The organism is Sphingobacterium sp. Ag1 (assembly GCF_000988325.1).
Lineage (GTDB): Bacteria > Bacteroidota > Bacteroidia > Sphingobacteriales > Sphingobacteriaceae > Sphingobacterium.
In genome coordinates, this window is the sequence record NZ_LBGU01000042.1 from 303,556 (window position 1) to 323,960 (window position 20,405).

Genomic DNA, 20,405 nt, shown 5'->3' on the forward strand with positions numbered 1-20,405 from the left:
TTCTCTTAAAAGATTCTGAATTATTTAAAGAAGAAAAACAATGGCATTATTGCAAAGCCAATTGGAATTAATACCCCAAATACCCAAACACCGATTGCTCTGATGATTCCAATATATCTTCTGTGGTTAAAACCTAAAGTTTGGAATGCAGATTGGAAACCATGAATTAAGTGGAATGCCAAAGCTGCCATCGCAATAACATATAAAGCTACCAATGCAACATTTTTGAATGCAAAGTCAACTTGCTTGTACAAATCTCTTGCTTTTAAGATTTGAACATTGTTTTCTACCGTTTCTTGGTAGTCGTGGAATTCAGAAGCTTGAAGTTCTCTCGCTGTAGTTTGTCCAGTTGCCAAATCAGTACGGTATTCGATGTAAGGCACTTCATCATTGTGAAACTTCCACCAAAAATTAGACATGTGCGTAGCTAAGAATACTAAAATGACAGTACCTAAGATACCCATGTTGCGTGAATTCCACTTACTATTTGCTTGACCATCATATTTGGCATAACCAATAGGACGAGCGGCCTTGTTTTTCATCGACAATGTAATAGCGTAGATGACGTGAACAATTACCGAAGCATACAATAAGTAAGAAACAACTTTGATTGGTGTAAAGTGAGTCATAAAATAGGCGTACTTGTTGAACGCTAGACCCGCATCATCTTTAAATAATTGCAAGTTACCAACCAAGTGAACAACTAGGAATAAACATAGGAAGATTCCTGTTAAGCTCATGATTAGCTTCTTCCCAATCGAAGAACTGAAAACTGGCTTTGATTTACTCATTATCCTTGTAATTTAATTTGAATTAGGCAAATCTACTATTTGCTATTAAATATGATACCATTTTGACAAGAAAAAGCAATAATTTAGAACGGTTCTAAAGTTTATTGAAATAAAAAGTCCGTTTTGAATAAAAACGGACTTTTAAACGGTATATGAACAAGGCTTAAGGAACTATAGAATACTGAATAATCTATAACCCAAACCAATACTCCACATGTTGATTTTAGGATTTGCCTGACTCTCATTGTTGACTTTGTTTAAACCCATTTCGTATCTAACATCGACACGTAAGCTTGAAATGTCAGCACCTACGCCAAAAGCCCAAGCTGTGCCACTTTTTTTATAGTTATTTGGGTTCAATTGGTCAATGACTTTATCTTGCTTGTCATCTACTTTAAATGAAAATATCGGACCTGTTTGAATCCTTGCTCCAATCGGTCCTAAACCAAAACGTTTGCCTAATAATACCGGAACATCGACCGTTGTAAATTTAACATCTGTTGATTCGCCATTTTCCGCTTTCACCGTCGTGTTTTTACCTGTTAAGTACACCTCGGGTTGAATATGGAATCCCAATACACCAACACGTCCATAAAGACCTGCTTGGTAGCCTGCTTTCGTGTCGGAATTGAAATATTTGCCATCGCTTTTAAGTTTGGAGAAGTTTAGACCTCCTTTTACACCCACCTCAAAACCGGGCAAGAGCTGCGCCTGTGCCGTTGCTACGCTACCACAAATCAAAAGTAATGCTGGTAAAATCTTTTTCATAATCTTTTATTTATGTATATATTGTATCTTTAAACAAACTTTTACAGTTCAGTAAAGATATACAAATTTTATACCTAAATCTGAGTTATGTTGAAAATTAACGAAGAACAGTGGCAAGTAGCCAAAGAAAAACTCCGTCGCAAGTACAACCACTTAAGTGATGAAGATTTAGCTTTTCAAGCTGGCGAGGAGGATAAATTGATTAATCGATTGTCTTCTCGTTTGGGACGGAAGCCTTCCTATGTTTTATTTACGATAGGTAAAGAGATTCAGGATATTAGTAGCAACCGATTATGAGTGATGCCATTAGTTGGACCGATTTTGAGAAAGTGGATTTACGGGTAGGAACTATTTTGGAAGCAAAAGATTTTCCGAAAGCTAAAAAGCCAGCCTATCAATTGCGACTTGATTTTGGAGATGAAATTGGTGTATTGCAAAGCAGTGCCCAGATTACAGTACACTATAACAAAGAAGAGTTGATTGGAAAGCAGGTGGTCGCCGTTGTGAACTTTCCCAAAAAGCAGATCGCTAATTTCTTTTCGGAGTGTCTTGTGACCGGATTCGCTGACGAAAATGGCGATATTATTTTGACATCCGTCGACAAAAAATTACCAAATGGATCTAAACTTAGTTAAGTTTGTACCATGACATTTATAGATTTTGAAGGAACACAACTCATCGATAGTGACGAGTCGTTCATGCGTATGGCATTGAACGAAGCTAAGGTTGCATACGAAGAGGGGGAGGTACCTATTGGAGCAGTTATTGTTCATCGAGGACGTGTTATAGGGAAAGGTCATAATTTGACGCAGCGATTGAATGATGTGACAGCTCATGCTGAGATGCAGGCTTTTACAGCAGCTGCAAATTACCTTGGAGGCAAATACCTGGACGAATGTACATTATATGTTACCATAGAACCTTGTATTATGTGTGCCGGAGCGGCCTATTGGACCCATATTGGTAAAATAGTCTATGGAGCAAAAGATGAAAAGCGTGGTTATTCTCATTTTCACGATAAAATATTACACCCCAAAACCGTCATTACACATGGCGTTTTGCAGGAAGAATGCGCTGATTTGGTAAAATCATTTTTTCGTCAAAAACGGTAGGGAAAAAAAGGATTTATTGTAACACATAAAAACATAACCGTGTATATTGTGTTATATTTGTATGTATAAACGAAGTAATAAACATTTAAATTAAAATAGATATGGCATTTGAATTAGAAGCGTTACCATACGCAGCCGACGCATTGGAACCACATATTGACAAAACTACAATGGAAATCCACCATGACAGACACCATCAGGCATATGTGGATAACTTAAATAAAGCAATCGCAGGTACAGACGCAGAGAACTTATCGCTATTGGATATCATTAAAAATGTAAGTAAATACAGTGCAGCAGTACGTAACAATGGTGGTGGACATTACAATCACTCTTTGTTTTGGAAAGTTTTAGGTCCAAATGCTGGCGGTGCTCCAACAGGTGAGTTAGCGGAAGCAATCAATGCGACATTTGGTTCATTTGATGAGTTGAAAAAACAACTTCAAGCAGCTGGGGCAACTCGTTTTGGCTCAGGATGGGCTTGGTTAATCGTTGGTGCTGACGGTAAGTTAGCCGTAACTTCTACACCAAATCAAGACAATCCATTGATGGATGTTGCTGAAGTAAAAGGAACTCCTATTTTAGGAATCGACGTTTGGGAGCACGCTTATTACTTGAAATTCCAAAATAAGCGTCCGGCGTATTTAGAAGAAATTTTTAATGTTATCAATTGGAATGCCGTAGCACAAAACTATGCCGCAGCAAAATAATTGAACATTTGATAGAACAATAGAAAAGCGACAATACTAATTTATTGTCGCTTTTCTATTTTATAAACAAAACCTCATTTGTATATGTTTATAAGGCTACAGTAGAACACTACAGTGTAATAGTTAACTCCACGATCATACCCGCCTACTGATGAAAAATATTCTGATACTATTAGCAGCACTTTTTATTTTGGGCTCCTGCCAGGGACAGGGGCAGCAGGCAGAAAAAACTGATTTCTCGAAGTTGCCAGCAAAAAATACGGCAAGTTTGGATACAGCGACATTTGCGGCAGGTTGTTTTTGGTGTACTGAGGCACAATTTAAAGAGTTAAAGGGGGTTATACATGTTGTTTCAGGATATAGTGGCGGATGGGTAGCAAATCCAAGTTACGCGCAGGTTTGTACCGGGAGTACAGGGCATGCGGAAGCAACCAATATTATTTTTGATCCAAAAGTGATCAGCTACGACAAATTATTGGAGGCCTTTTTTGTGGCACATGATCCAACAGAGCTCAATCGCCAGGGGAATGATGTCGGCACCCAATATCGCTCAGCTATTTTTGTGCATAATAAAGAGCAGCTTGACAAGACGCAGTATTATCTTTCGGCGTTAGAAAAAGAGCATGTTTTCAATAAACCTATTGTAACCGAAGTAGTTCCGGCAACAGTCTTTTATCCTGCAGAGGACTATCATCAAGATTATTACAGATTAAATGGAAAAGAACCATACTGCCAATTGGTGATTAAACCGAAATTGGAAAAATTTAAACGTATCTTTTCCAAGGTGCTCAAAGAGGGACAGTAACTTTGGGTATTCATAAAATTTGAGGTAATTTTACTTCTATTAACGCTATTTAGTATCATGCTAACAAGTTGAAACCATGGTTTCTCATACAAATAATGGAATGAACAAACTTGATAGCTTTATGATTCATAAATAGCATTTTTTGGATGAATAATTAATAATTGTAATATGTCTAAAGGATTTTTTACAGTTCCTGTTCCTACCAATGAACCAGTGTACACTTACGCTGTCGGAACGAAAGAACGTAAATTGTTGAAAGCAGCAATTGATGAGGCACGTTCGAAACAAATCGATATCCCAATGTATATTGGTGGTAAAGAAATCACTACTTCTAAAAAAGTAAACCTAGCTCCTCCACATGACCACCAACATATTTTAGGTCAATACAATCAAGGCGATAAATCTCACGTAACAGATGCAATCAATGCAGCTTTGGCGGCAAAAAAAGATTGGGAAAATCTTACTTGGGAGGATCGTGCTGCGATTTTCCTAAAAGCTGCTGAATTGATTTCGGGAAAATACCGTTATGAGTTGAATGCTGCTACAATGTTGGGGCAATCGAAGAACCCCTATCAGGCAGAAATTGATTCGGCATGTGAGATTGTGGATTTCTTGCGTTTCAACGTACAGTACATGAGCGAAATCTATAAACAACAACCTCCTATATCAGGTAAAGGTGTTTGGAACCGTGTAGAACAACGCCCTCTTGAAGGTTTTGTATTTGCATTGACTCCATTCAATTTTACAGCTATTGCGGGTAATTTACCGTCGTGTGTTGCAATGATGGGTAATGTTGTTGTATGGAAGCCATCCAATACCCAAATCTATTCAGCAAATGTATTGATGAAAATTTTCCGTGAAGCTGGTCTTCCGGATGGTGTAATCAACTTGGTGTATGTTTCAGGTCCTGATGCAGGTGATGTGATTTTCCAACACCCAGATTTCGCTGGTATCCACTTCACAGGTTCAACAGGAGTATTCCAAGATATTTGGAAAACGATCGGTAACAATATCCACCGTTATAAAACATATCCGCGTATTGTTGGTGAGACAGGTGGTAAGGATTTTATCGTTGTACACCCTTCGGCTGATTTGAAGGTTGCGAATACAGCTTTAGTTCGTGGTGCTTTTGAATACCAAGGCCAGAAATGTTCTGCTGCCTCACGTGCATATATTCCTAAATCATTGTGGCCAGCATTGAAAGAATCTATGACGAATGACGTAAAATCTTTTACAATCGGCGGAACAGAGGATTTCACGAACTTTTTCAATGCTGTCATTGATGAGAAGTCGTTTGATAAATTAGCGAAGTATATCGACAGAGCTAAAGAATCTAATGAAGCAGAAATTGTAGTTGGTGGTACATACGATAAATCTAAAGGATATTTCATCCATCCAACAATCATTGAGGCTTCAAAACCAGATTACGAGACTATGGTTGAGGAATTGTTCGGACCCGTCTTGACCGTATATGTTTACGAGGATGCTGAGTTTGAGGAGACGTTAGCTATTGTTGATACAACATCTATTTACGCCTTGACAGGATCAATCATTGCGCAAGATCGCTATGCCATTAATTTAGCAACAGATAAATTGAGACATGCTGCGGGTAACTTTTATGTGAATGATAAGTGTACAGGTGCTGTCGTAGGTCAACAACCGTTTGGTGGTGCTAGAGGTTCGGGTACAAACGATAAAGCAGGATCAATGATCAATTTGCTTCGTTGGGTGTCTCCACGTACAATCAAAGAGACATTTAATCCAGATACAGATTATAGATATCCTTTCTTGGAAAAAGGAGAATAAAGAAGCTAGCATAACAGCTTTGTTAAAATAGAAAAAGGCGCTTATAAAGCGCCTTTTTCTATTTTTTAAATAATCCTAATTCTGTACCATCGTCTCTAGTCATCCGGATATTCAATGACTTGTTGTTCCCGGCCACATCGATGATGGTTCTTTTCCCTGCTTTTGGACCACCACCTATAAAGACAGGGTAATTGTGGTCTTTATCTGCTGGATAGTATCCATATTGATGTGTGTGGCCAGAGATCATGGCATCAATTTTATATTTCTGAAATAGGGGGTGGAAACATGCTCTGTTATCCAGGGTGCCGTGCCAGTCATCCGAATGAAAAATTGGAATATGGCTAATGACAACTGTATGTTGGGCACGTTTTCTTTCTTTGGACTGGAGAACCTGTTCCAGCCATCGGGACTGTTCTTTTCTGTAGTTATCGTAATCAACTGTTCCGGCGTATACCTCATGATTGTCAGGCTTGTCTTCGCCACTGTCTAGCATGATCCAAAAAATAGGTCCTCTTTTAAAGGCTTGGTAATACTTGTTGTCCGGATAACCAAAGTATCTTTTGAAATTACGTGCGAAAGATCCCCTTGTCTCATGGTTTCCTCGATTCATAATGAATGGTTTGCTTGTCGCAAAAAATTCAATTGGCTTTAGCAATTTCTCTGTGATATCTTGCTGATTGGTGACATAATGAAACGAGTCTCCATTCATCACAAAGAAATCGTACGGCGCGATATCCTGATTTGGGATAAGGTCGCGGTAACTGCTTTTTTCCTCATGGACATCGTTGTATACGAGACAGCGAACCTGCTCCTGATTGCTATTGGCTAATTTAGCCTCGAAAATGGAGGTTTCTATTTCTTGACCGTACACAATTTTATAAGGATCGAATTTTTGGACTTCCTTCGCCTTGATGCGATAGCGAAATGAGCGCGGCGCGTCCTCAATTGTAAAATGAAAAAAGTCAGTATTGGCGTTGATCATCCCATCTTCGGATTGGTAGATTTTTTTATGGACATTTCCCGCGTTATCGAGAATCTCGAGCCAAGCAAAAGCCTCTTTGCTCAAAATTGTAAAAATACTGACGCCTGTTTCCGTTTGATTCTGTAGATAGGCAGGTACGAGAAAACTGAACTCGCCTTCTGCCTCATTTGCTTCTTTTTCTTGCGCGACGCTTATATTCGGTAATGTAATCCCAGCCAGCGCCAGGACTTCTAAAAATCTTCTTCTGTTAAAATTCATATTTAAAGGTCACAAGTAGTTATTTAATATTTATCTCGACATATAATGGACGATGATCACTAGCGTATTTCTCGTCCAGAATTCGATGGTTAGAAAACCTTGCGGCAACTGTTTTATTGATCATGATATAGTCGATTTCAGTAGTGGGTTTATCTTGAGGAAACGTAAATCCATTGGCAATACTGCTTTTTGTGAATATTTTGCTAAGTTCAATAATCGCTGGATCATTGGGCTCGGAGTTCAAATCACCGACAAGGATGGTGGGTAACTTTTCGTTTTTGAAGCGATTGGTAATGAATTTTGCCTGTTCGATTTTGTTTTTGTCTTTCAGGTCAAGGTGTGTATTCGCAAATAAGAGTTTCTTTTTGTGAATAGTGACTTCGATTACAGATAAACTACGTGTTTCGCTTTCCACTGGGGATGGTAGAACGTGTTTTTCGACACGTTCAATTGGATTTTTTGATAAGATGGCGGTGCCATATTCACCTTTATCCAGGTCTATTCCTTTGGAAAATATATAGTGCATACCTGTTAATTCGGCTAATTTCTTGGCTTGATTTTCAAAATATGATCTACCGAGATTAACATCGATTTCCTGAAGCCCTACGAGGTCAGCTTTTGAATTTTTAATAATTTTGGCAATCGTGTCAAGGTTGATAATAGATTCTTTTTCAGTCGGTGGGTTTCCATGGTGGATATTGAAGGAGAGTACGCGTATCGTTTGTGCATGTAGATGGAATACTGGCCCTAGCAGTATTAAAAGAAATAGAATTAGTTTACGATTCATTGTTTATATTAAGTTTAGCATTTGGATTTCAGACGTTTTTAGTTCGCCTTGCTAAAATTAATAAAATCTATTAGTACAAATTGAAAACTTTGGACATGTAACAAAATAATCATCTAAGCACTTGAACTTTCGCAAAAAAAAAGCCATCCTAAACAGGATGGCTACCTACATTATACTAATTTTTACAGCAACTAGTCTTCGTTTTCTTCGATGTTAAGCATTGGATCTTCTCCTGTCACTTCAGCGCGGATTTTAGCTTCAAGTTCGTCCATTAAATCGGGATTGTCGAATAATAAGGCTTTAACAGCATCTCGACCTTGTCCTAATTTGGTCTCACCATAGCTAAACCAAGAGCCTGCTTTTTTGATAATACCATATTCAACACCGAGATCAATAATTTCACCTACTTTAGAGATACCTTCACCAAAGATGATATCAAATTCCGCTATGCGGAACGGAGGGGCTACTTTATTTTTTACAATCTTCACTTTTACGCGGTTACCCGATACTTCATCAGAATCTTTGATTTGTGATGTACGACGGATATCTAAACGTACAGAAGCGTAGAATTTTAAGGCATTACCACCAGTTGTTGTTTCTGGGTTACCAAACATGACACCAATTTTTTCACGCAATTGGTTGATGAAAATACAACAACAGTTTGTTTTTGAAATTGTACCTGTTAACTTACGTAAAGCCTGAGACATCAAACGAGCTTGAAGCCCCATTTTAGAATCGCCCATTTCGCCTTCGATCTCGCCTTTTGGTACCAAAGCCGCAACGGAGTCAATGACAATAACGTCGATTGCACCAGAACGGATTAGGTTATCAGCAATTTCTAAACCTTGCTCACCATTATCTGGTTGAGAAATCAATAAATTTTCTACATCTACGCCTAATTTTTGAGCGTAATATTTATCAAAAGCATGCTCAGCATCAATGATTGCTGCAATACCGCCTTTTTTTTGTGCCTCGGCAACAATGTGAGTTGCTAAGGTAGTTTTACCTGAAGATTCAGGTCCGTATATTTCAATGATACGGCCCTTTGGTACACCGCCAATTCCTAAGGCGATATCCAAGCCTAGAGATCCTGTCGAAATAGCTTCGATCGGCTCAACAGCAGTATCCCCTAACTTCATAATTGAACCTTTTCCAAAGTTCTTTTCCAATTTATCTAACGTCAGCTGTAAAGCTTTTAGTTTATCTGTGTTGCTCATATTTTTAGTATATATTTCTCAAAATTAAAAATTAAAAATCATAAACCAAATATTTTCACTAAAAAAATTAGTTTTTTGTTTCTGATATAGCTGAAACACTTTTTATATGGTGATTTTTTTCAAAGTATTTGCACATATAAGTGATCGGACATTTCTCACACATTGGTTTTCGGGCCAGACATATGTAACGTCCGTGTAAGATCAGCCAATGATGAGCAATGGCAATTGTATCTTTGGGTAGATTTTTTACCAACTGTTTTTCTACAGCCAATGGCGTTGTCGCACGATAGGTTAGCCCAAGACGATTTGCAACACGGAAAACATGGGTATCTACGGCCATCGCCGGATTATGATAAACAACAGAGGAAATGACATTAGCAGTTTTTCGACCTACACCCGGAAGTTTCACAAGATCCTCAATTTTTTCGGGTACAATGTTGTTGAACTTTTCAATCAGTAGTTGAGCCATTCCAACAAGGTGTTTGGCCTTGTTATTTGGATAGCTTACGGATCGTATATAGCTAAACACCTCGTCTACACTAGAAGCTGCCAAACTGTGTGCATCGGGGTAGCGTTCAAACAATTTGGGCGTGACTTGGTTGATCCTTTTATCTGTACATTGTGCAGATAAAATAACAGCGACCAGTAATTCAAACGGATTACTATAGTTGAGTTCTGTCTGTGCGTCAGGACTATTTTTGGAGAAATAATCTACGAAAGCCTTGTATCGTTCTTGTTTTAACATCGGTTCAAAACTAGCCAAAATTTCCATCAAAAAAGAAATTTTGAAACCTACTACATGGTGAATACTCTGATTTTAATGTGCAAAATAGAAGGCAAGTCTCAACAGTTTTGGATCATAGATAAATCAAGACGATATTAAGGTTAAAAAATAAGGCCTAATCTTCCAGATTAGGCCTTTCTTTTTTCCAGTTGTTTCGAATATGCCAGGATATTCTCTACACTTCTTTTGCTTGGATGAAGCAACATTTTTGGTAATTGAAGTTTCAATTCATTTTCTATGTCCTCGTCTGTCATTACCTTCTCGTTTTGGGTTAGCAAATTTTGAACTTCGTTTTCTGATTGGGTAAAGTTTTCTACCATAAGCATCTGTTGTTTTGTCTCTGTAAGTTAAATAATTAAACGGACAAAAGATAGTTTTGGTATAAAAAACGAGAAAATATTTATTTTTTCTTTTTGTTGGTATATTCTTCTGCTTTTATAATGGCGTTATAGGCATTGACAATTCCTCCGGTGACCGAGATGTCCGCTAACCGAACTGTTTTGGTGGCATCTTCACCAACCTTTATCTGTACCAGTTGGTTCGGCTTTTCTACCGATTCCATAATAATCTGTTTGGTTTCCACCGCGCTCAAATTGGGATAATAAGATCGAATCATTGCCGCCAGACCAGCGACAACGGGCGCAGCCATACTCGTGCCCTGTTCTTCTTTATACTTGGAACCTGGTACCGTTGAGTTGATGTGGACGCCAGGAGCAAAAACATCGACCGTTTTTTTACCATAATTGGAAAAATCGGCTAATAGTTCATTGTCCAAATGAAGACCGGTTGCGCCTACGGTGATCCATGCATTGGCAACTCCGGTGGTATCACCTTTTCCATCCGTATAATACTTCATTGGAAAATTAGGTTCTATATCGTTATCTTCACTGTCATTTCCTGCAGCATGAACCATCAATACATCTTTGGATTCAGCATATCTGATGGCATCGTCTACGGCCTGCTTATTATGGGCATAACTTTTCCCAAAGCTCATGTTCAGTACTTTGGCTCCGTTGTCTGCAGCGTAGCGAATAGCATTTGCGACGTCCTTGTCACGCTCATCACCATCAGGGACGAGTCTAACCGTGAGTATTTTAACGTTATCCGCTACTCCATTGATACCGATATTATTATTGCGTTTTGCACCGATAATTCCTGCGACATGGCTGCCATGTAATGCATCTGGCCCCTTTACGTCCGCGTTGCCATAATGGCGCTCTGAAGCATCTTCATAATTATCGCCAACAATAGGTCGAGAATCGTATGCTTTGTTTAAATGATAATCAACTTGATTGTTGAAATATTTTGCACCTTCGGTGATATCATCAAAAAATTTGGCAAAGCCGCCGTTGTGGATTTCATCCTTTGCATAGCCTAGTGCGATGCGTTGCGTATTTGTGGTCGCTTTGAAATTGTCTATGTCCTCCTGTGTGATATCCTCGGGCTTTTTACCTATTTCACGTACCACAGCGTCTATGTTGCGTTTGAGCGCATCGTACGAAAATTGACCCATCTTAGCTTCTTCTAGCTTGTTTTTATATTTGGCAAGCATTTTTTGATAACTAGCGAAAGCTTTTCGACTAGCGTCATTGAGTTCTGTTGCCGCTGTGATGTTTGCAAACTTTTCGTCCAATATCCTAAGCTGTCTTGTCAGTTCAAGGTTGTCGAACTGAACATCTTCTCCATTGGCGTTTCCAATAAAGTTCCAGCCATATTTATCATTGATATAGCCATTGCCATCATTATCTATACCATTTGCAAGACTATCCTTCACATTGATCCACACGACATCTTTGAGGTCCTCGTGATAAACATCCACACCTCCATCCAATACGCCAACGATGACTGGAGTGGATTTTCTCCCTTTCAATAAAGTTTTATACGTTTTTTCGGTACTGATTCCCATCACCCCATCCGTTTTATAATCCAAATTAAACCAATTTGCTGGAATGGTATCCGATTGTCCGAAAGAGATAAGTGGCAATGAGCCTAAAGCAATTAGATATAGTGATTTTTTTAAATTCATATGTAAATAATTCTTAATGAAGTGTCTGCTTTCAATGATTGCCATGAACGCATTCACCTGGTTATTCTCTCCTGTGTGTTTTAAATTTTTTTCAAGAGTGTGCCTATTCATTTATTCCTAACTATAGCAGAATAGCAAAGATAATGCTAATGCTTCTTCTGAACTGTTAATTTTTATTAAAAGTAGTTATAATCCATATCTCTTATTAAACTGTTGACGAAATATCTTAAATTCAAATCTTTCTAGGAGGCTCCTGTTTTATGGGATGGTCCGGATAGCAGAATGAGAAAGCGTTTATATTAAATAGCGAATAAGAAAGCGAATGCAACAAAATAAAAAAATAGTTTGGCCTAATGTAATGGCCCCAATGGCAGCAGTTTACCCTCATGTAAGAAATATACATGATGATGCTGTGCGAGATGATTATTACTGGATGATTGATTACTTTAAAAAAGGAGAAAAAGCGCAAGAAGTTATTGACTATCTGGAAAAGGAAAACGATTACACCAGTTTGATGCTTCAGGATACAGTAGACCTACAGGAAGATCTTTTTCACGAATTGAAGTCCCGTATTAAGGAAAAAGACGAGTCGGTACCTTATTACAAAAATGGCTACTACTATTATAGCCGGACGGAAGAGGGGAGACAGTATTTTAAATTCTGTCGGAAAAAGGGTACGCTTGAGGGCGAAGAAGAAGTGCTGTTGGATGTAGATCAGCTTGCCCAAGGGCATGCATATTATACGGCAAAGGGATTTTCGGTTAGTCCGGATAATCGTTTGCTTGCCTTTAGTGTGGATACCGTATCCCGGAGGGAATATACCATATTTATCAAGAATATTGAGACCGGAGAAATTTATCCCGATCAAATAAAGAATACAGAGGGGGCAGCGATATGGGGAAATGATAACCTGACGTTGTTTTATACGGCTAAAAATCCTGTAACTTTACTTAGCGAGAGGATTATGCGACATACATTGGGCAGCGATACAAAAGCGGATGCGGCTGTGTATGAAGAGAAAGATAATACAAATTATATTGCTGTCGGGAAATCCAAAAATGGAAAATATATCATCATCAATTCTGAAGGGACATTGTCTTCAGAAATTTGGATATTGAATGCTGATTTACCGCGGTCGGAATTTCGCGTTTTCCAGCCAAGGATACACAATGTTCTCTATTCGGTCATTGCATTGGACGATCGCTTTTTAATTCTGACCAATGATGAGGCCATCAATTTCCAAATCATGCAATGTCCCTTAGATCGTACAGAGCGCAGTAACTGGCAGACATTCATCGATCATCGACCGGATGTATTGGTCAGCGATATTGAAGAGTTTAAGGATTTTCTAGCGATTGCTGAACGAAAAAACGGATTGACCCAATTGGCAATTTATAATTTAAATAGTCAGCAACAGCATTATTTGGATTTTGGAGAAGTTACCTACACGGTATATCCGGGTATTAATGTTGAATACAATAGCGATAAGTTGCGATATGGCTATACTTCTTTAGTGACACCAAGCTCAGTCTATGAATATGACATGGCTAAGCAGGAAAAAGTATTGTTAAAGCAACAGGAGATTTTGGGTGGATATGACCAAGCGGCATATATCAGCGAGCGTGTTTTTGCAACGGCAAGAGATGGTATTCAGGTGCCGATCTCTATTGTTTATAAAAAAGGAACCAAACTTGATGGTTCAGCTCCATTGTTGCAATATGCCTATGGATCTTACGGGGCATCGATGGACCCCACTTTTTCGAGCAATCGGCTCAGTTTGTTGGATCGGGGATTTATCTACGCCTTGGCACATATCAGAGGTGGAGAGGAAATGGGGCGGCAGTGGTATGAAGATGGGAAAATGATGCATAAGATGAATACCTTTTATGATTTTGTGGATTGTGGTAAATACCTGATTGATCGACAATATTGTACATCCGAACACCTTTATGCACAGGGGGGAAGTGCCGGAGGTTTGCTGATGGGCGTAGTCGCTAATATTGCACCTGAGCAATATCATGGGATAATAGCTCAGGTACCGTTTGTGGATGTTGTGAATACGATGTTGGACGATACTATACCGTTGACTACAAATGAATATGATGAATGGGGCAATCCCAATGAAAAGGAAGCTTATAGTTATATGAAGGCCTATTCTCCATATGAAAACATTGAAGCAAAAGGATACCCCAATTTATTGGTCACAACTGGGCTTCACGACAGTCAGGTGCAGTATTTTGAACCAGCAAAATGGGTGGCTAAACTTAGAGCAACTAAAACCGGAGATACGGTTTTACTTTTAAAGACAGATATGGATTATGGCCACGGTGGGGCTTCTGGTCGATTTGACTACTTAAAGGAAATTGCATTGGAATATGCTTTTCTCTTTAAATTAGAAGGTCTTATTCCAAATTATACAGACGAACAATAAAAAAGCGGCATTCGCCGCTTTTTTATTGTTGTGCATGATTAATGCTATCCTGCTGTTTCTGTAAACGTTCTTCCCGTTCGATCTCTCTCGAATCGATCTGATGCTGTTGATAATTGTCCATGGCCACTTTACTGGCTTTCTGCGATACGTAGATCGCTAATAGGGCAACAATAGTAATGATTGCTATTCCCCAGGCATATTTATGTTTGTCCTGTTTGACGAGCCAATACATAAAGATAATGTAAGGGACAGCAAAAATAAGATAGAATATTAAACTCGGTGACATACTATTCTCCATTAAATGATCCTTACAAAAGTATCGTTTTTGACTAAAAATAAAGAACCGATATAAAAAACAACAATTTCAATTGATAAAGCCGTAAACCTTTATCCGTTTTATTGTCAAATTAATATCGCTAATGAGGGCGGTATATTGCGGAGTTGTTGTGGATTAATTGCTTGAAAATGAAGCTTACAGGGCGGTTTTGACGGCGGATTGTAAATTTTTAATTTTTGCAAAAAATCAATGAGAATATTGTGGAAAAGAAAAAAATATTTTTATACATTTGCATCGTCAGAAACAATTGACAGCGCATTAAAAAATGAAACAGAACAAAAAGAACAATTATTCTTATACTCAAACTTTTGAGAAGTTTATGAGGAAGGTCTTCTGTGCTTTCATTTTTGTAGAAATACCTGTTTTACGCCTCCGACGACCTATACTACCTCGGGCTTGATTTGAGGTAGTGAATCTTTCCAAGCAAGACCATGATTGTCCGATGGTTTTGAATCCATTATTTTAATTTATTTAGTAACAAAACACGACAGTAGTTGTTGTTTTATTATTAGGGTCGTAAGTCAATGACTATATCAGATTTTTTAATTATCCCGGCTAAACCTGAGCATGCACATTATGCAGAGGTTATTTGCGACGAAATGTTCGAGTCTGCAAAGGCTCGTGGTACTGGTATTGCGCGTCGTAAACCAGAATACGTTGCCAACAAGATGAACGAAGGTAAAGCAGTGATTGCTTTACATAGAGATGGCCGATGGGCAGGTTTTTGTTATATAGAAACTTGGGGGCATGGTGACTATGTCGCCAACTCAGGTCTGATTGTCAATCCCGAATTCAGAAAAGTCGGTTTGGCAAAAGCGATCAAAAAAAGAGTCTTTGAGCTTTCCCGTGAGAAATACCCTAAAGCGAAGATCTTTGGTTTGACAACCGGTTTTGCCGTGATGAAAATCAATTCGGAATTAGGTTATGAGCCTGTTCCATATTCCGAATTGACGACAGACGATGAATTTTGGAAAGGCTGTCAAAGTTGCGTGAATTATGAGATTCTGATGAGTAAGGACCGTAAAAACTGTATGTGTACAGCCATGCTTTGGGACCCTGAAGAGAAAGAACGTGAATTGAGAGAGAAGATTCAACGCAAACATGAAGCGAAAGAGCGCTTGGAAAGAATTACGCAAAAACAGTCTCTGCTAAAGCGCATACAGGCGAAGTTTTGGAAATCGGCCAATAAATTTATTGCCGTCAATTTTCCGAAGCATAACAAAGTCGCAAAGGGATATTAAACGAAGGCTTCAAAGATTAAATTAAAATAGACGTAGCATGCAAATGAATATCTTCGTGACAACACGATCTGTTCATGGTCCGCTCGACATAAAAATAAAAACCGAGTGAAACGAGCTTAAATCAGCCGTTGAAAACAAACACTCATAAAATAACATTCTAATGAAAAAAGTAGTTTTAGCATTTAGTGGCGGCTTAGATACTTCATTTTGTTGTATCTATCTTACACAAGATTTAGGTTTAGAAGTTCATTCCGTAGTTGTAAATACAGGTGGTTTTTCGGATGAAGAATTAAAAAATATTGAAGAACGTGCATATGCTTTAGGTGTGAAATCACATACAGCTATAGACGAGACGGCAGACTATTACCGCGAAACTATTAAATTTTTGATTTTTGGCAATGTGCTTAAAAATTCGACTTATCCATTGTCAGTGTCTGCTGAACGTGTATGCCAAGCCACTGCGATTGCAAACTACGCAAAGAAAATCGGTGCTGAATGTGTTGCTCATGGATCTACCGGTGCAGGAAACGACCAAGTACGTTTCGATATGATTTTCCAGACCTTGATTCCAGGTGTGGAAATTATCACCCCAATCCGTGATCTGCAATTGTCGCGTGAAGCCGAAATTGAGTATTTGAATAAGCATGGTGTAGAGTATTCTGCTGAAAAAGCAAAATACTCCATCAATAAAGGACTTTGGGGTACTTCTGTTGGAGGTGCGGAAACATTGACATCCAACCAATATTTGCCTGAATCGGCATGGCCAACTCCAGTGACTTCTTCAGAGCCACAACAAATTACAATCGATTTTGAAAAAGGAGAGCCTATTGCTTTAAATGGTGAGAAAATGGCTTCTGTTAAAGTGATTCAAGAATTACAGGCAATCGCTCAACCATACGGTATTGGCCGTGATATCCACGTGGGTGATACCATCATTGGTATCAAAGGTCGTGTGGGTTTTGAAGCTGCTGCTTCTGTCATTTTAATTAAGGCACACCATGCCTTAGAAAAACATACCTTGACCAAATGGCAATTGTCTTGGAAAGACCAAATCGCTGCTTTCTATGGAAATTATATGCACGAAGGCCAAATGCACGATCCCGTTATGCGTGATATTGAAGCATTCTTGCAATCTTCACAAGAAACAGTGACTGGCCGAGTGATTGTTGAACTTCACCCATACCGTTTTGTCGTCATTGGTGTCGAGTCCGAACACGATTTGATGTCCAATAAATTCGGTAGCTATGGTGAGATGAACAAGGGCTATACAGGTGACGATGTGAAAGGTTTCTCCAAAATTTTTGGAAATCAAACCATCATTTGGCACAAAGTGAATAAAAAATAAACTGTGTTTTGTGCCCTGTATTTTTTCTTAATGTAAAATTGATAAGAAAAAATGCAGGGCATAATAGGTGACAACACATACCTAAATTCTAAATTCAAAAAAATGATAAGAGTAGGAATAATTGGTTCGGCAGGGTATACTGGTGGTGAATTATTACGTGTATTGATTTATCATCCTGAGGTGGAAATCGTATTTGCTAATAGTGCTTCCAATGCAGGAAATAAGTTATATGAGGTACACAATGATTTATTTGGCGATACTGAATTGACCTTCTCTTCCGACTTTCACTCCGCGATTGATGTCTTGTTTTTATGTGTGGGCCATGGAGATGCACGCAAATTTTTAGATGCAAATCCGATCGATGCATCCGTGAAGATTATTGACCTTTCACAAGATTATCGTCTTCGTGCGAATACAGCTTTCCAAGAGCACAAATTTGTGTATGGGCTTCCAGAACTAAACAAAGAAGCAATCAAAACGGCTCAGTATATTGCGAACCCAGGATGCTTTGCAACAAATATCCAATTGGCTTTATTGCCGTTAGCGAGTAAAGGCTTATTACCGGATCAAATCCACGTTAATGCAACGACTGGATCAACAGGAGCGGGGCAGAAACCGGGTGCAACCACGCATTTTTCCTGGCGTAACAATAATCTTTCTGCTTACAAATCTTTTGAACACCAGCATTTACAGGAAATTTCAGAGTCTTTGGATCAGCTGCAAGGGGGATTTTTGCCGGTTTCAGGAGGATCATTGTTGGAACGCGCAGCTGCAAAAATTAATTTTATTCCACAACGTGGAGATTTTGCCCGCGGAATTTTTTCGGCTATTTATGTAGACACCGATTTGTCTGAAGAGCAGGCCTACGCATTGTATGAGAGCTATTATGCCGCTCACCCTTTTACGCATGTCAGCAAAAAAAATATCGACCTTAAGCAGGTTGTCAATACAAATAAGAGTATTATCCACCTCGAAAAACACGGAAATAAGCTGCTTATTTTAAATGCAACAGACAATCTGTTGAAAGGTGCGTCTGGACAGGCGGTGCAAAATATGAACTTAATGTTCGGGTTAGACGAGCGTACAGGATTAAACTTGAAAAGCGTTGGTTTTTAACCCTTTTTAGGATATTAAACAACAATATCAACAAGTTGTGAATAACTTGGGGGTTCGTCCTGAAAGCGAAATAAGGTTTTCAATATTTTATTAATATCGTGTGGAAAAGTGAAGGGTAGCCCCTTCACTTTTTTTATGAATCGGTCTTTCGAAAACATAGATTATCCCGTGATGAACAATGATATGTCGTTTTTCAAAAAAAGGAGCGTCATTTTGCATTGATTGCCCAAGTCCATTAACTTAAGAAGAGGAAGTCCATGTTGGGTAAATAAACAAGAGTCAATGTGATTATATTGCTGTTTTTTTACACAATCGATTGATATACATTTCCTTTCTTTTTCTGTAAATCTAAGCCTTATCTTCATCAAATAATCCAGTTTCACAAACCGATACCATCTTTATTCAATAGTAAAGTGCAGCATAAAGGTAGCTGATAAATTGAGTTTCGGAATAGCTAAAGGAGTTTGGTTTCGTGAAGTATTCGAGTATAGCAGCATCTCGAATTCATGGCAAGCATTAATAACCGCAGGTAGTATAACTAGCCTAGGTTTGATATATAAATTGATAAAAAAAATAAAGTATGAAAAGAAAACACTTTATCCAGTATCTCTTTCTGGGAGCTTTATCCTGTCTTTCGATAAGCAGTATAGCGCAGACAGTAGGGAAGACTTATGCCGTACCACTTGCTGGGAATGCTTTCATTACCGCAGGACAAGCCGGTGAAGCGGAAATTTCCGGTCGTAATGGCCTTGTAAAATGGTCAAGCAATCAGGAAGTGGCATCGGTTTATTTTCGGGCTCAGAGAGCAGGGAAATTGACATTAAAGCTGAAAGCGAAAAATGATGCTGGGAAATCTAAAATAGAAATTGACGCACTAGGGAAAAAAGCCGTTGTAGATGTTGAAGGTACTGAACTTGCCGAAACAGCTCCGCTGTCCATTGAAATAAAGGCTCCCGGTTATGTTCGGGTCGACCTAAAAGGAGTCGGTAAATCGGGCAGTAATTTTGCTAATGTGACAGAACTACTTGTTAGCGGCGAAGCCGCGTCAGAAGGACTTATTTACTCTGATAACCCCGACTATTACTACTGGTCCCGAAGAGGACCTTCCTGTCATCTTAATTATACCGTTCCTACGGAGGGCAACGTGAGTTACTATTATAATGAAGTTACCGTCCCTCAAGGCGAAGATAAAGTTGGTTCCTATTTTATGGCGAATGGTTTTGGCGAAGGTTACTTTGGTATACAGGTTAACTCAGAAACGGAGCGACGTATCTTATTTTCCGTCTGGAGTCCATTCCATACAGATGATCCGAAAAGTATTCCAGACGAGCAAAAAATCCATCTGCTAAAAAAAGGAAAGGATGTGCATTCGGGCGAGTTTGGAAATGAAGGGTCAGGCGGGCAGAGTTACCGTAAGTACTTTTGGAAAGCAGGTATAACCTATAAGTTCCTCTTGAAAGGTGTGCCCGATGGAAAAGGGAATACCGACTATACGGCCTGGTTTTTTGTACCTGAAGAGAATGCATGGAATGTGATCGCGAGCTTCAAACGTCCGCAGACAAACACCTACCTGAAACGATTTCATAGTTTCTTAGAGAACTTTAGTCCTAATCAAGGCTACCTGGGTAGAAAGGTTGAGTTTGGCAATCAATGGGTCTATGATGGACAATGGAAAGCTGTACAGGAGGCTTCTTTCAGTGTCGATAATACCTATCGTGCAAATCAACGCATTGATGCAATCGGCGGCATTACCAAAAACGGATACTTCCTTAAAAATGGTGGTTTCTTTAATGACGTTGTTAAGCCAGGAAGTAAGTTTGAATTCCGGAATAAAAATAATGCACCAGAAATTGATTTTGACAAACTGCCTTAATCAAAAAGGAATAAAG

The 20,405-nt window shown here is 38.9% G+C and carries 20 protein-coding genes; 11 read left to right on the forward strand and 9 right to left on the reverse strand.

Going from position 1 to position 20,405, the window contains the following annotated elements; genetic code table 11:
- Positions 1 to 20: 20 nt before the first annotated feature.
- Together AAW12_RS17405 and AAW12_RS17410 are read right to left on the reverse strand one after the other, a co-directional pair.
- Positions 21 to 791 carry a succinate dehydrogenase cytochrome b subunit gene (locus AAW12_RS17405; protein WP_046674909.1) on the reverse strand — a complete coding sequence of 257 codons (771 nt, stop codon included), beginning with the start codon at positions 789 to 791 and terminating at the stop codon, positions 21 to 23.
- Positions 792 to 962: 171 nt separating this feature from the next.
- Positions 963 to 1,559 carry a porin family protein gene (locus tag AAW12_RS17410; protein ID WP_046674910.1) on the reverse strand — a complete coding sequence of 199 codons (597 nt, stop codon included), beginning with the start codon at positions 1,557 to 1,559 and terminating at the stop codon, positions 963 to 965.
- Positions 1,560 to 1,646: 87 nt separating this feature from the next.
- Between AAW12_RS17410 and AAW12_RS17415 the strand changes: the two genes are divergently transcribed.
- The 6 genes from AAW12_RS17415 (at position 1,647) to pruA (ending at position 5,992) form a co-directional block, all read left to right on the forward strand.
- On the forward strand, positions 1,647 to 1,856 hold the full coding sequence (locus AAW12_RS17415) for a hypothetical protein (protein ID WP_046674911.1): 210 nt from the start codon (positions 1,647 to 1,649) through the stop codon (positions 1,854 to 1,856).
- The gene (locus AAW12_RS17420) at positions 1,853 to 2,194 is read left to right on the forward strand and encodes a tRNA-binding protein (protein ID WP_046674912.1); all 342 of its coding nucleotides are present in this window, start codon (positions 1,853 to 1,855) and stop codon (positions 2,192 to 2,194) included. Before AAW12_RS17415 ends, AAW12_RS17420 begins: the two co-directional genes overlap by 4 nt.
- A gap of 9 nt (positions 2,195 to 2,203) precedes the next feature.
- Positions 2,204 to 2,671, forward strand: coding sequence for a nucleoside deaminase (locus tag AAW12_RS17425; protein ID WP_046674913.1), 468 nt, complete (start codon positions 2,204 to 2,206; stop codon positions 2,669 to 2,671).
- A gap of 101 nt (positions 2,672 to 2,772) precedes the next feature.
- The gene (locus AAW12_RS17430) at positions 2,773 to 3,381 is read left to right on the forward strand and encodes a superoxide dismutase (RefSeq protein WP_046674914.1); all 609 of its coding nucleotides are present in this window, start codon (positions 2,773 to 2,775) and stop codon (positions 3,379 to 3,381) included.
- Between the two features lie 151 nt (positions 3,382 to 3,532).
- Positions 3,533 to 4,186, forward strand: a complete 654-nt coding sequence (gene msrA, locus AAW12_RS17435; protein ID WP_046674915.1) for a peptide-methionine (S)-S-oxide reductase MsrA — start codon at positions 3,533 to 3,535, stop codon at positions 4,184 to 4,186.
- Positions 4,187 to 4,354: 168 nt separating this feature from the next.
- Positions 4,355 to 5,992, forward strand: coding sequence for an L-glutamate gamma-semialdehyde dehydrogenase (gene pruA, locus AAW12_RS17440; protein WP_046674916.1), 1,638 nt, complete (start codon positions 4,355 to 4,357; stop codon positions 5,990 to 5,992).
- A 58-nt stretch (positions 5,993 to 6,050) separates the two neighbouring features.
- On the opposite strand, the gene AAW12_RS17445 is transcribed toward pruA, so the two are convergent.
- The 6 genes from AAW12_RS17445 to AAW12_RS17470 all read right to left on the reverse strand — a co-directional run bounded on the left by AAW12_RS17445 (position 6,051) and on the right by AAW12_RS17470 (position 12,046).
- Complete coding sequence (locus AAW12_RS17445) at positions 6,051 to 7,232, reverse strand: metallophosphoesterase family protein (RefSeq protein ID WP_053003776.1); 1,182 nt, start codon at positions 7,230 to 7,232, stop codon at positions 6,051 to 6,053.
- Positions 7,233 to 7,251: 19 nt separating this feature from the next.
- Positions 7,252 to 8,019, reverse strand: coding sequence for an endonuclease/exonuclease/phosphatase family protein (locus AAW12_RS17450; RefSeq protein ID WP_046674917.1), 768 nt, complete (start codon positions 8,017 to 8,019; stop codon positions 7,252 to 7,254).
- A gap of 191 nt (positions 8,020 to 8,210) precedes the next feature.
- The gene (gene recA, locus AAW12_RS17455) at positions 8,211 to 9,236 is read right to left on the reverse strand and encodes a recombinase RecA (RefSeq protein ID WP_046674918.1); all 1,026 of its coding nucleotides are present in this window, start codon (positions 9,234 to 9,236) and stop codon (positions 8,211 to 8,213) included.
- A 67-nt stretch (positions 9,237 to 9,303) separates the two neighbouring features.
- Complete coding sequence (gene nth, locus AAW12_RS17460; protein WP_046674985.1) at positions 9,304 to 9,981, reverse strand: endonuclease III; 678 nt, start codon at positions 9,979 to 9,981, stop codon at positions 9,304 to 9,306.
- A 167-nt stretch (positions 9,982 to 10,148) separates the two neighbouring features.
- Positions 10,149 to 10,340, reverse strand: a complete 192-nt coding sequence (locus AAW12_RS17465; protein ID WP_139144906.1) for a hypothetical protein — start codon at positions 10,338 to 10,340, stop codon at positions 10,149 to 10,151.
- An 80-nt stretch (positions 10,341 to 10,420) separates the two neighbouring features.
- Positions 10,421 to 12,046 carry a S8 family serine peptidase gene (locus AAW12_RS17470; protein WP_046674986.1) on the reverse strand — a complete coding sequence of 542 codons (1,626 nt, stop codon included), beginning with the start codon at positions 12,044 to 12,046 and terminating at the stop codon, positions 10,421 to 10,423.
- Positions 12,047 to 12,413: 367 nt separating this feature from the next.
- On the opposite strand from AAW12_RS17470, the gene AAW12_RS17475 reads away from it, so the two are divergent.
- Positions 12,414 to 14,477, forward strand: a complete 2,064-nt coding sequence (locus tag AAW12_RS17475; protein WP_231585291.1) for a S9 family peptidase — start codon at positions 12,414 to 12,416, stop codon at positions 14,475 to 14,477.
- 22 nt (positions 14,478 to 14,499) lie between these two features.
- Here the strand turns inward: AAW12_RS17475 and AAW12_RS17480 are convergent, their stop codons facing one another.
- On the reverse strand, positions 14,500 to 14,763 hold the full coding sequence (locus tag AAW12_RS17480; RefSeq protein WP_046674987.1) for a hypothetical protein: 264 nt from the start codon (positions 14,761 to 14,763) through the stop codon (positions 14,500 to 14,502).
- 575 nt (positions 14,764 to 15,338) lie between these two features.
- Between AAW12_RS17480 and AAW12_RS17485 the strand changes: the two genes are divergently transcribed.
- The 4 genes from AAW12_RS17485 to AAW12_RS17500 all read left to right on the forward strand — a co-directional run bounded on the left by AAW12_RS17485 (position 15,339) and on the right by AAW12_RS17500 (position 20,389).
- A complete protein-coding gene (locus AAW12_RS17485; protein WP_046674921.1) occupies positions 15,339 to 16,055 on the forward strand; it encodes a GNAT family N-acetyltransferase in 717 nt (238 codons plus the stop codon).
- A 160-nt stretch (positions 16,056 to 16,215) separates the two neighbouring features.
- Positions 16,216 to 17,400 carry an argininosuccinate synthase gene (gene argG / locus AAW12_RS17490; protein ID WP_046674922.1) on the forward strand — a complete coding sequence of 395 codons (1,185 nt, stop codon included), beginning with the start codon at positions 16,216 to 16,218 and terminating at the stop codon, positions 17,398 to 17,400.
- A gap of 102 nt (positions 17,401 to 17,502) precedes the next feature.
- Positions 17,503 to 18,516, forward strand: coding sequence for an N-acetyl-gamma-glutamyl-phosphate reductase (gene argC / locus AAW12_RS17495; RefSeq protein ID WP_156167686.1), 1,014 nt, complete (start codon positions 17,503 to 17,505; stop codon positions 18,514 to 18,516).
- A gap of 580 nt (positions 18,517 to 19,096) precedes the next feature.
- On the forward strand, positions 19,097 to 20,389 hold the full coding sequence (locus AAW12_RS17500; protein WP_053003777.1) for a DUF3472 domain-containing protein: 1,293 nt from the start codon (positions 19,097 to 19,099) through the stop codon (positions 20,387 to 20,389).
- Positions 20,390 to 20,405 lie beyond the last annotated feature (16 nt).

Bases quoted from the DNA above. Each gene is read 5' to 3' on its own strand.
- AAW12_RS17475 (WP_231585291.1), top strand. From the start codon at position 12,414: ATGGCAGCAGTTTACCCTCATGTAAGAAATATACATGATGATGCTGTG.
- AAW12_RS17485 (WP_046674921.1), top strand. From the start codon at position 15,339: ATGACTATATCAGATTTTTTAATTATCCCGGCTAAACCTGAGCATGCA.
- argG (WP_046674922.1), top strand. From the start codon at position 16,216: ATGAAAAAAGTAGTTTTAGCATTTAGTGGCGGCTTAGATACTTCATTT.
- AAW12_RS17415 (WP_046674911.1), top strand. From the start codon at position 1,647: ATGTTGAAAATTAACGAAGAACAGTGGCAAGTAGCCAAAGAAAAACTC.
- AAW12_RS17445 (WP_053003776.1), bottom strand. From the start codon at position 7,232: ATGAATTTTAACAGAAGAAGATTTTTAGAAGTCCTGGCGCTGGCTGGG.
- AAW12_RS17465 (WP_139144906.1), bottom strand. From the start codon at position 10,340: ATGGTAGAAAACTTTACCCAATCAGAAAACGAAGTTCAAAATTTGCTA.
- AAW12_RS17420 (WP_046674912.1), top strand. From the start codon at position 1,853: ATGAGTGATGCCATTAGTTGGACCGATTTTGAGAAAGTGGATTTACGG.
- AAW12_RS17410 (WP_046674910.1), bottom strand. From the start codon at position 1,559: ATGAAAAAGATTTTACCAGCATTACTTTTGATTTGTGGTAGCGTAGCA.
- nth (WP_046674985.1), bottom strand. From the start codon at position 9,981: ATGTTAAAACAAGAACGATACAAGGCTTTCGTAGATTATTTCTCCAAA.
- AAW12_RS17470 (WP_046674986.1), bottom strand. From the start codon at position 12,046: ATGAATTTAAAAAAATCACTATATCTAATTGCTTTAGGCTCATTGCCA.
- AAW12_RS17450 (WP_046674917.1), bottom strand. From the start codon at position 8,019: ATGAATCGTAAACTAATTCTATTTCTTTTAATACTGCTAGGGCCAGTA.
- msrA (WP_046674915.1), top strand. From the start codon at position 3,533: ATGAAAAATATTCTGATACTATTAGCAGCACTTTTTATTTTGGGCTCC.
- pruA (WP_046674916.1), top strand. From the start codon at position 4,355: ATGTCTAAAGGATTTTTTACAGTTCCTGTTCCTACCAATGAACCAGTG.
- argC (WP_156167686.1), top strand. From the start codon at position 17,503: ATGATAAGAGTAGGAATAATTGGTTCGGCAGGGTATACTGGTGGTGAA.
- AAW12_RS17430 (WP_046674914.1), top strand. From the start codon at position 2,773: ATGGCATTTGAATTAGAAGCGTTACCATACGCAGCCGACGCATTGGAA.
- AAW12_RS17425 (WP_046674913.1), top strand. From the start codon at position 2,204: ATGACATTTATAGATTTTGAAGGAACACAACTCATCGATAGTGACGAG.
- AAW12_RS17480 (WP_046674987.1), bottom strand. From the start codon at position 14,763: ATGTCACCGAGTTTAATATTCTATCTTATTTTTGCTGTCCCTTACATT.
- AAW12_RS17500 (WP_053003777.1), top strand. From the start codon at position 19,097: ATGAAAAGAAAACACTTTATCCAGTATCTCTTTCTGGGAGCTTTATCC.
- recA (WP_046674918.1), bottom strand. From the start codon at position 9,236: ATGAGCAACACAGATAAACTAAAAGCTTTACAGCTGACGTTAGATAAA.
- AAW12_RS17405 (WP_046674909.1), bottom strand. From the start codon at position 791: ATGAGTAAATCAAAGCCAGTTTTCAGTTCTTCGATTGGGAAGAAGCTA.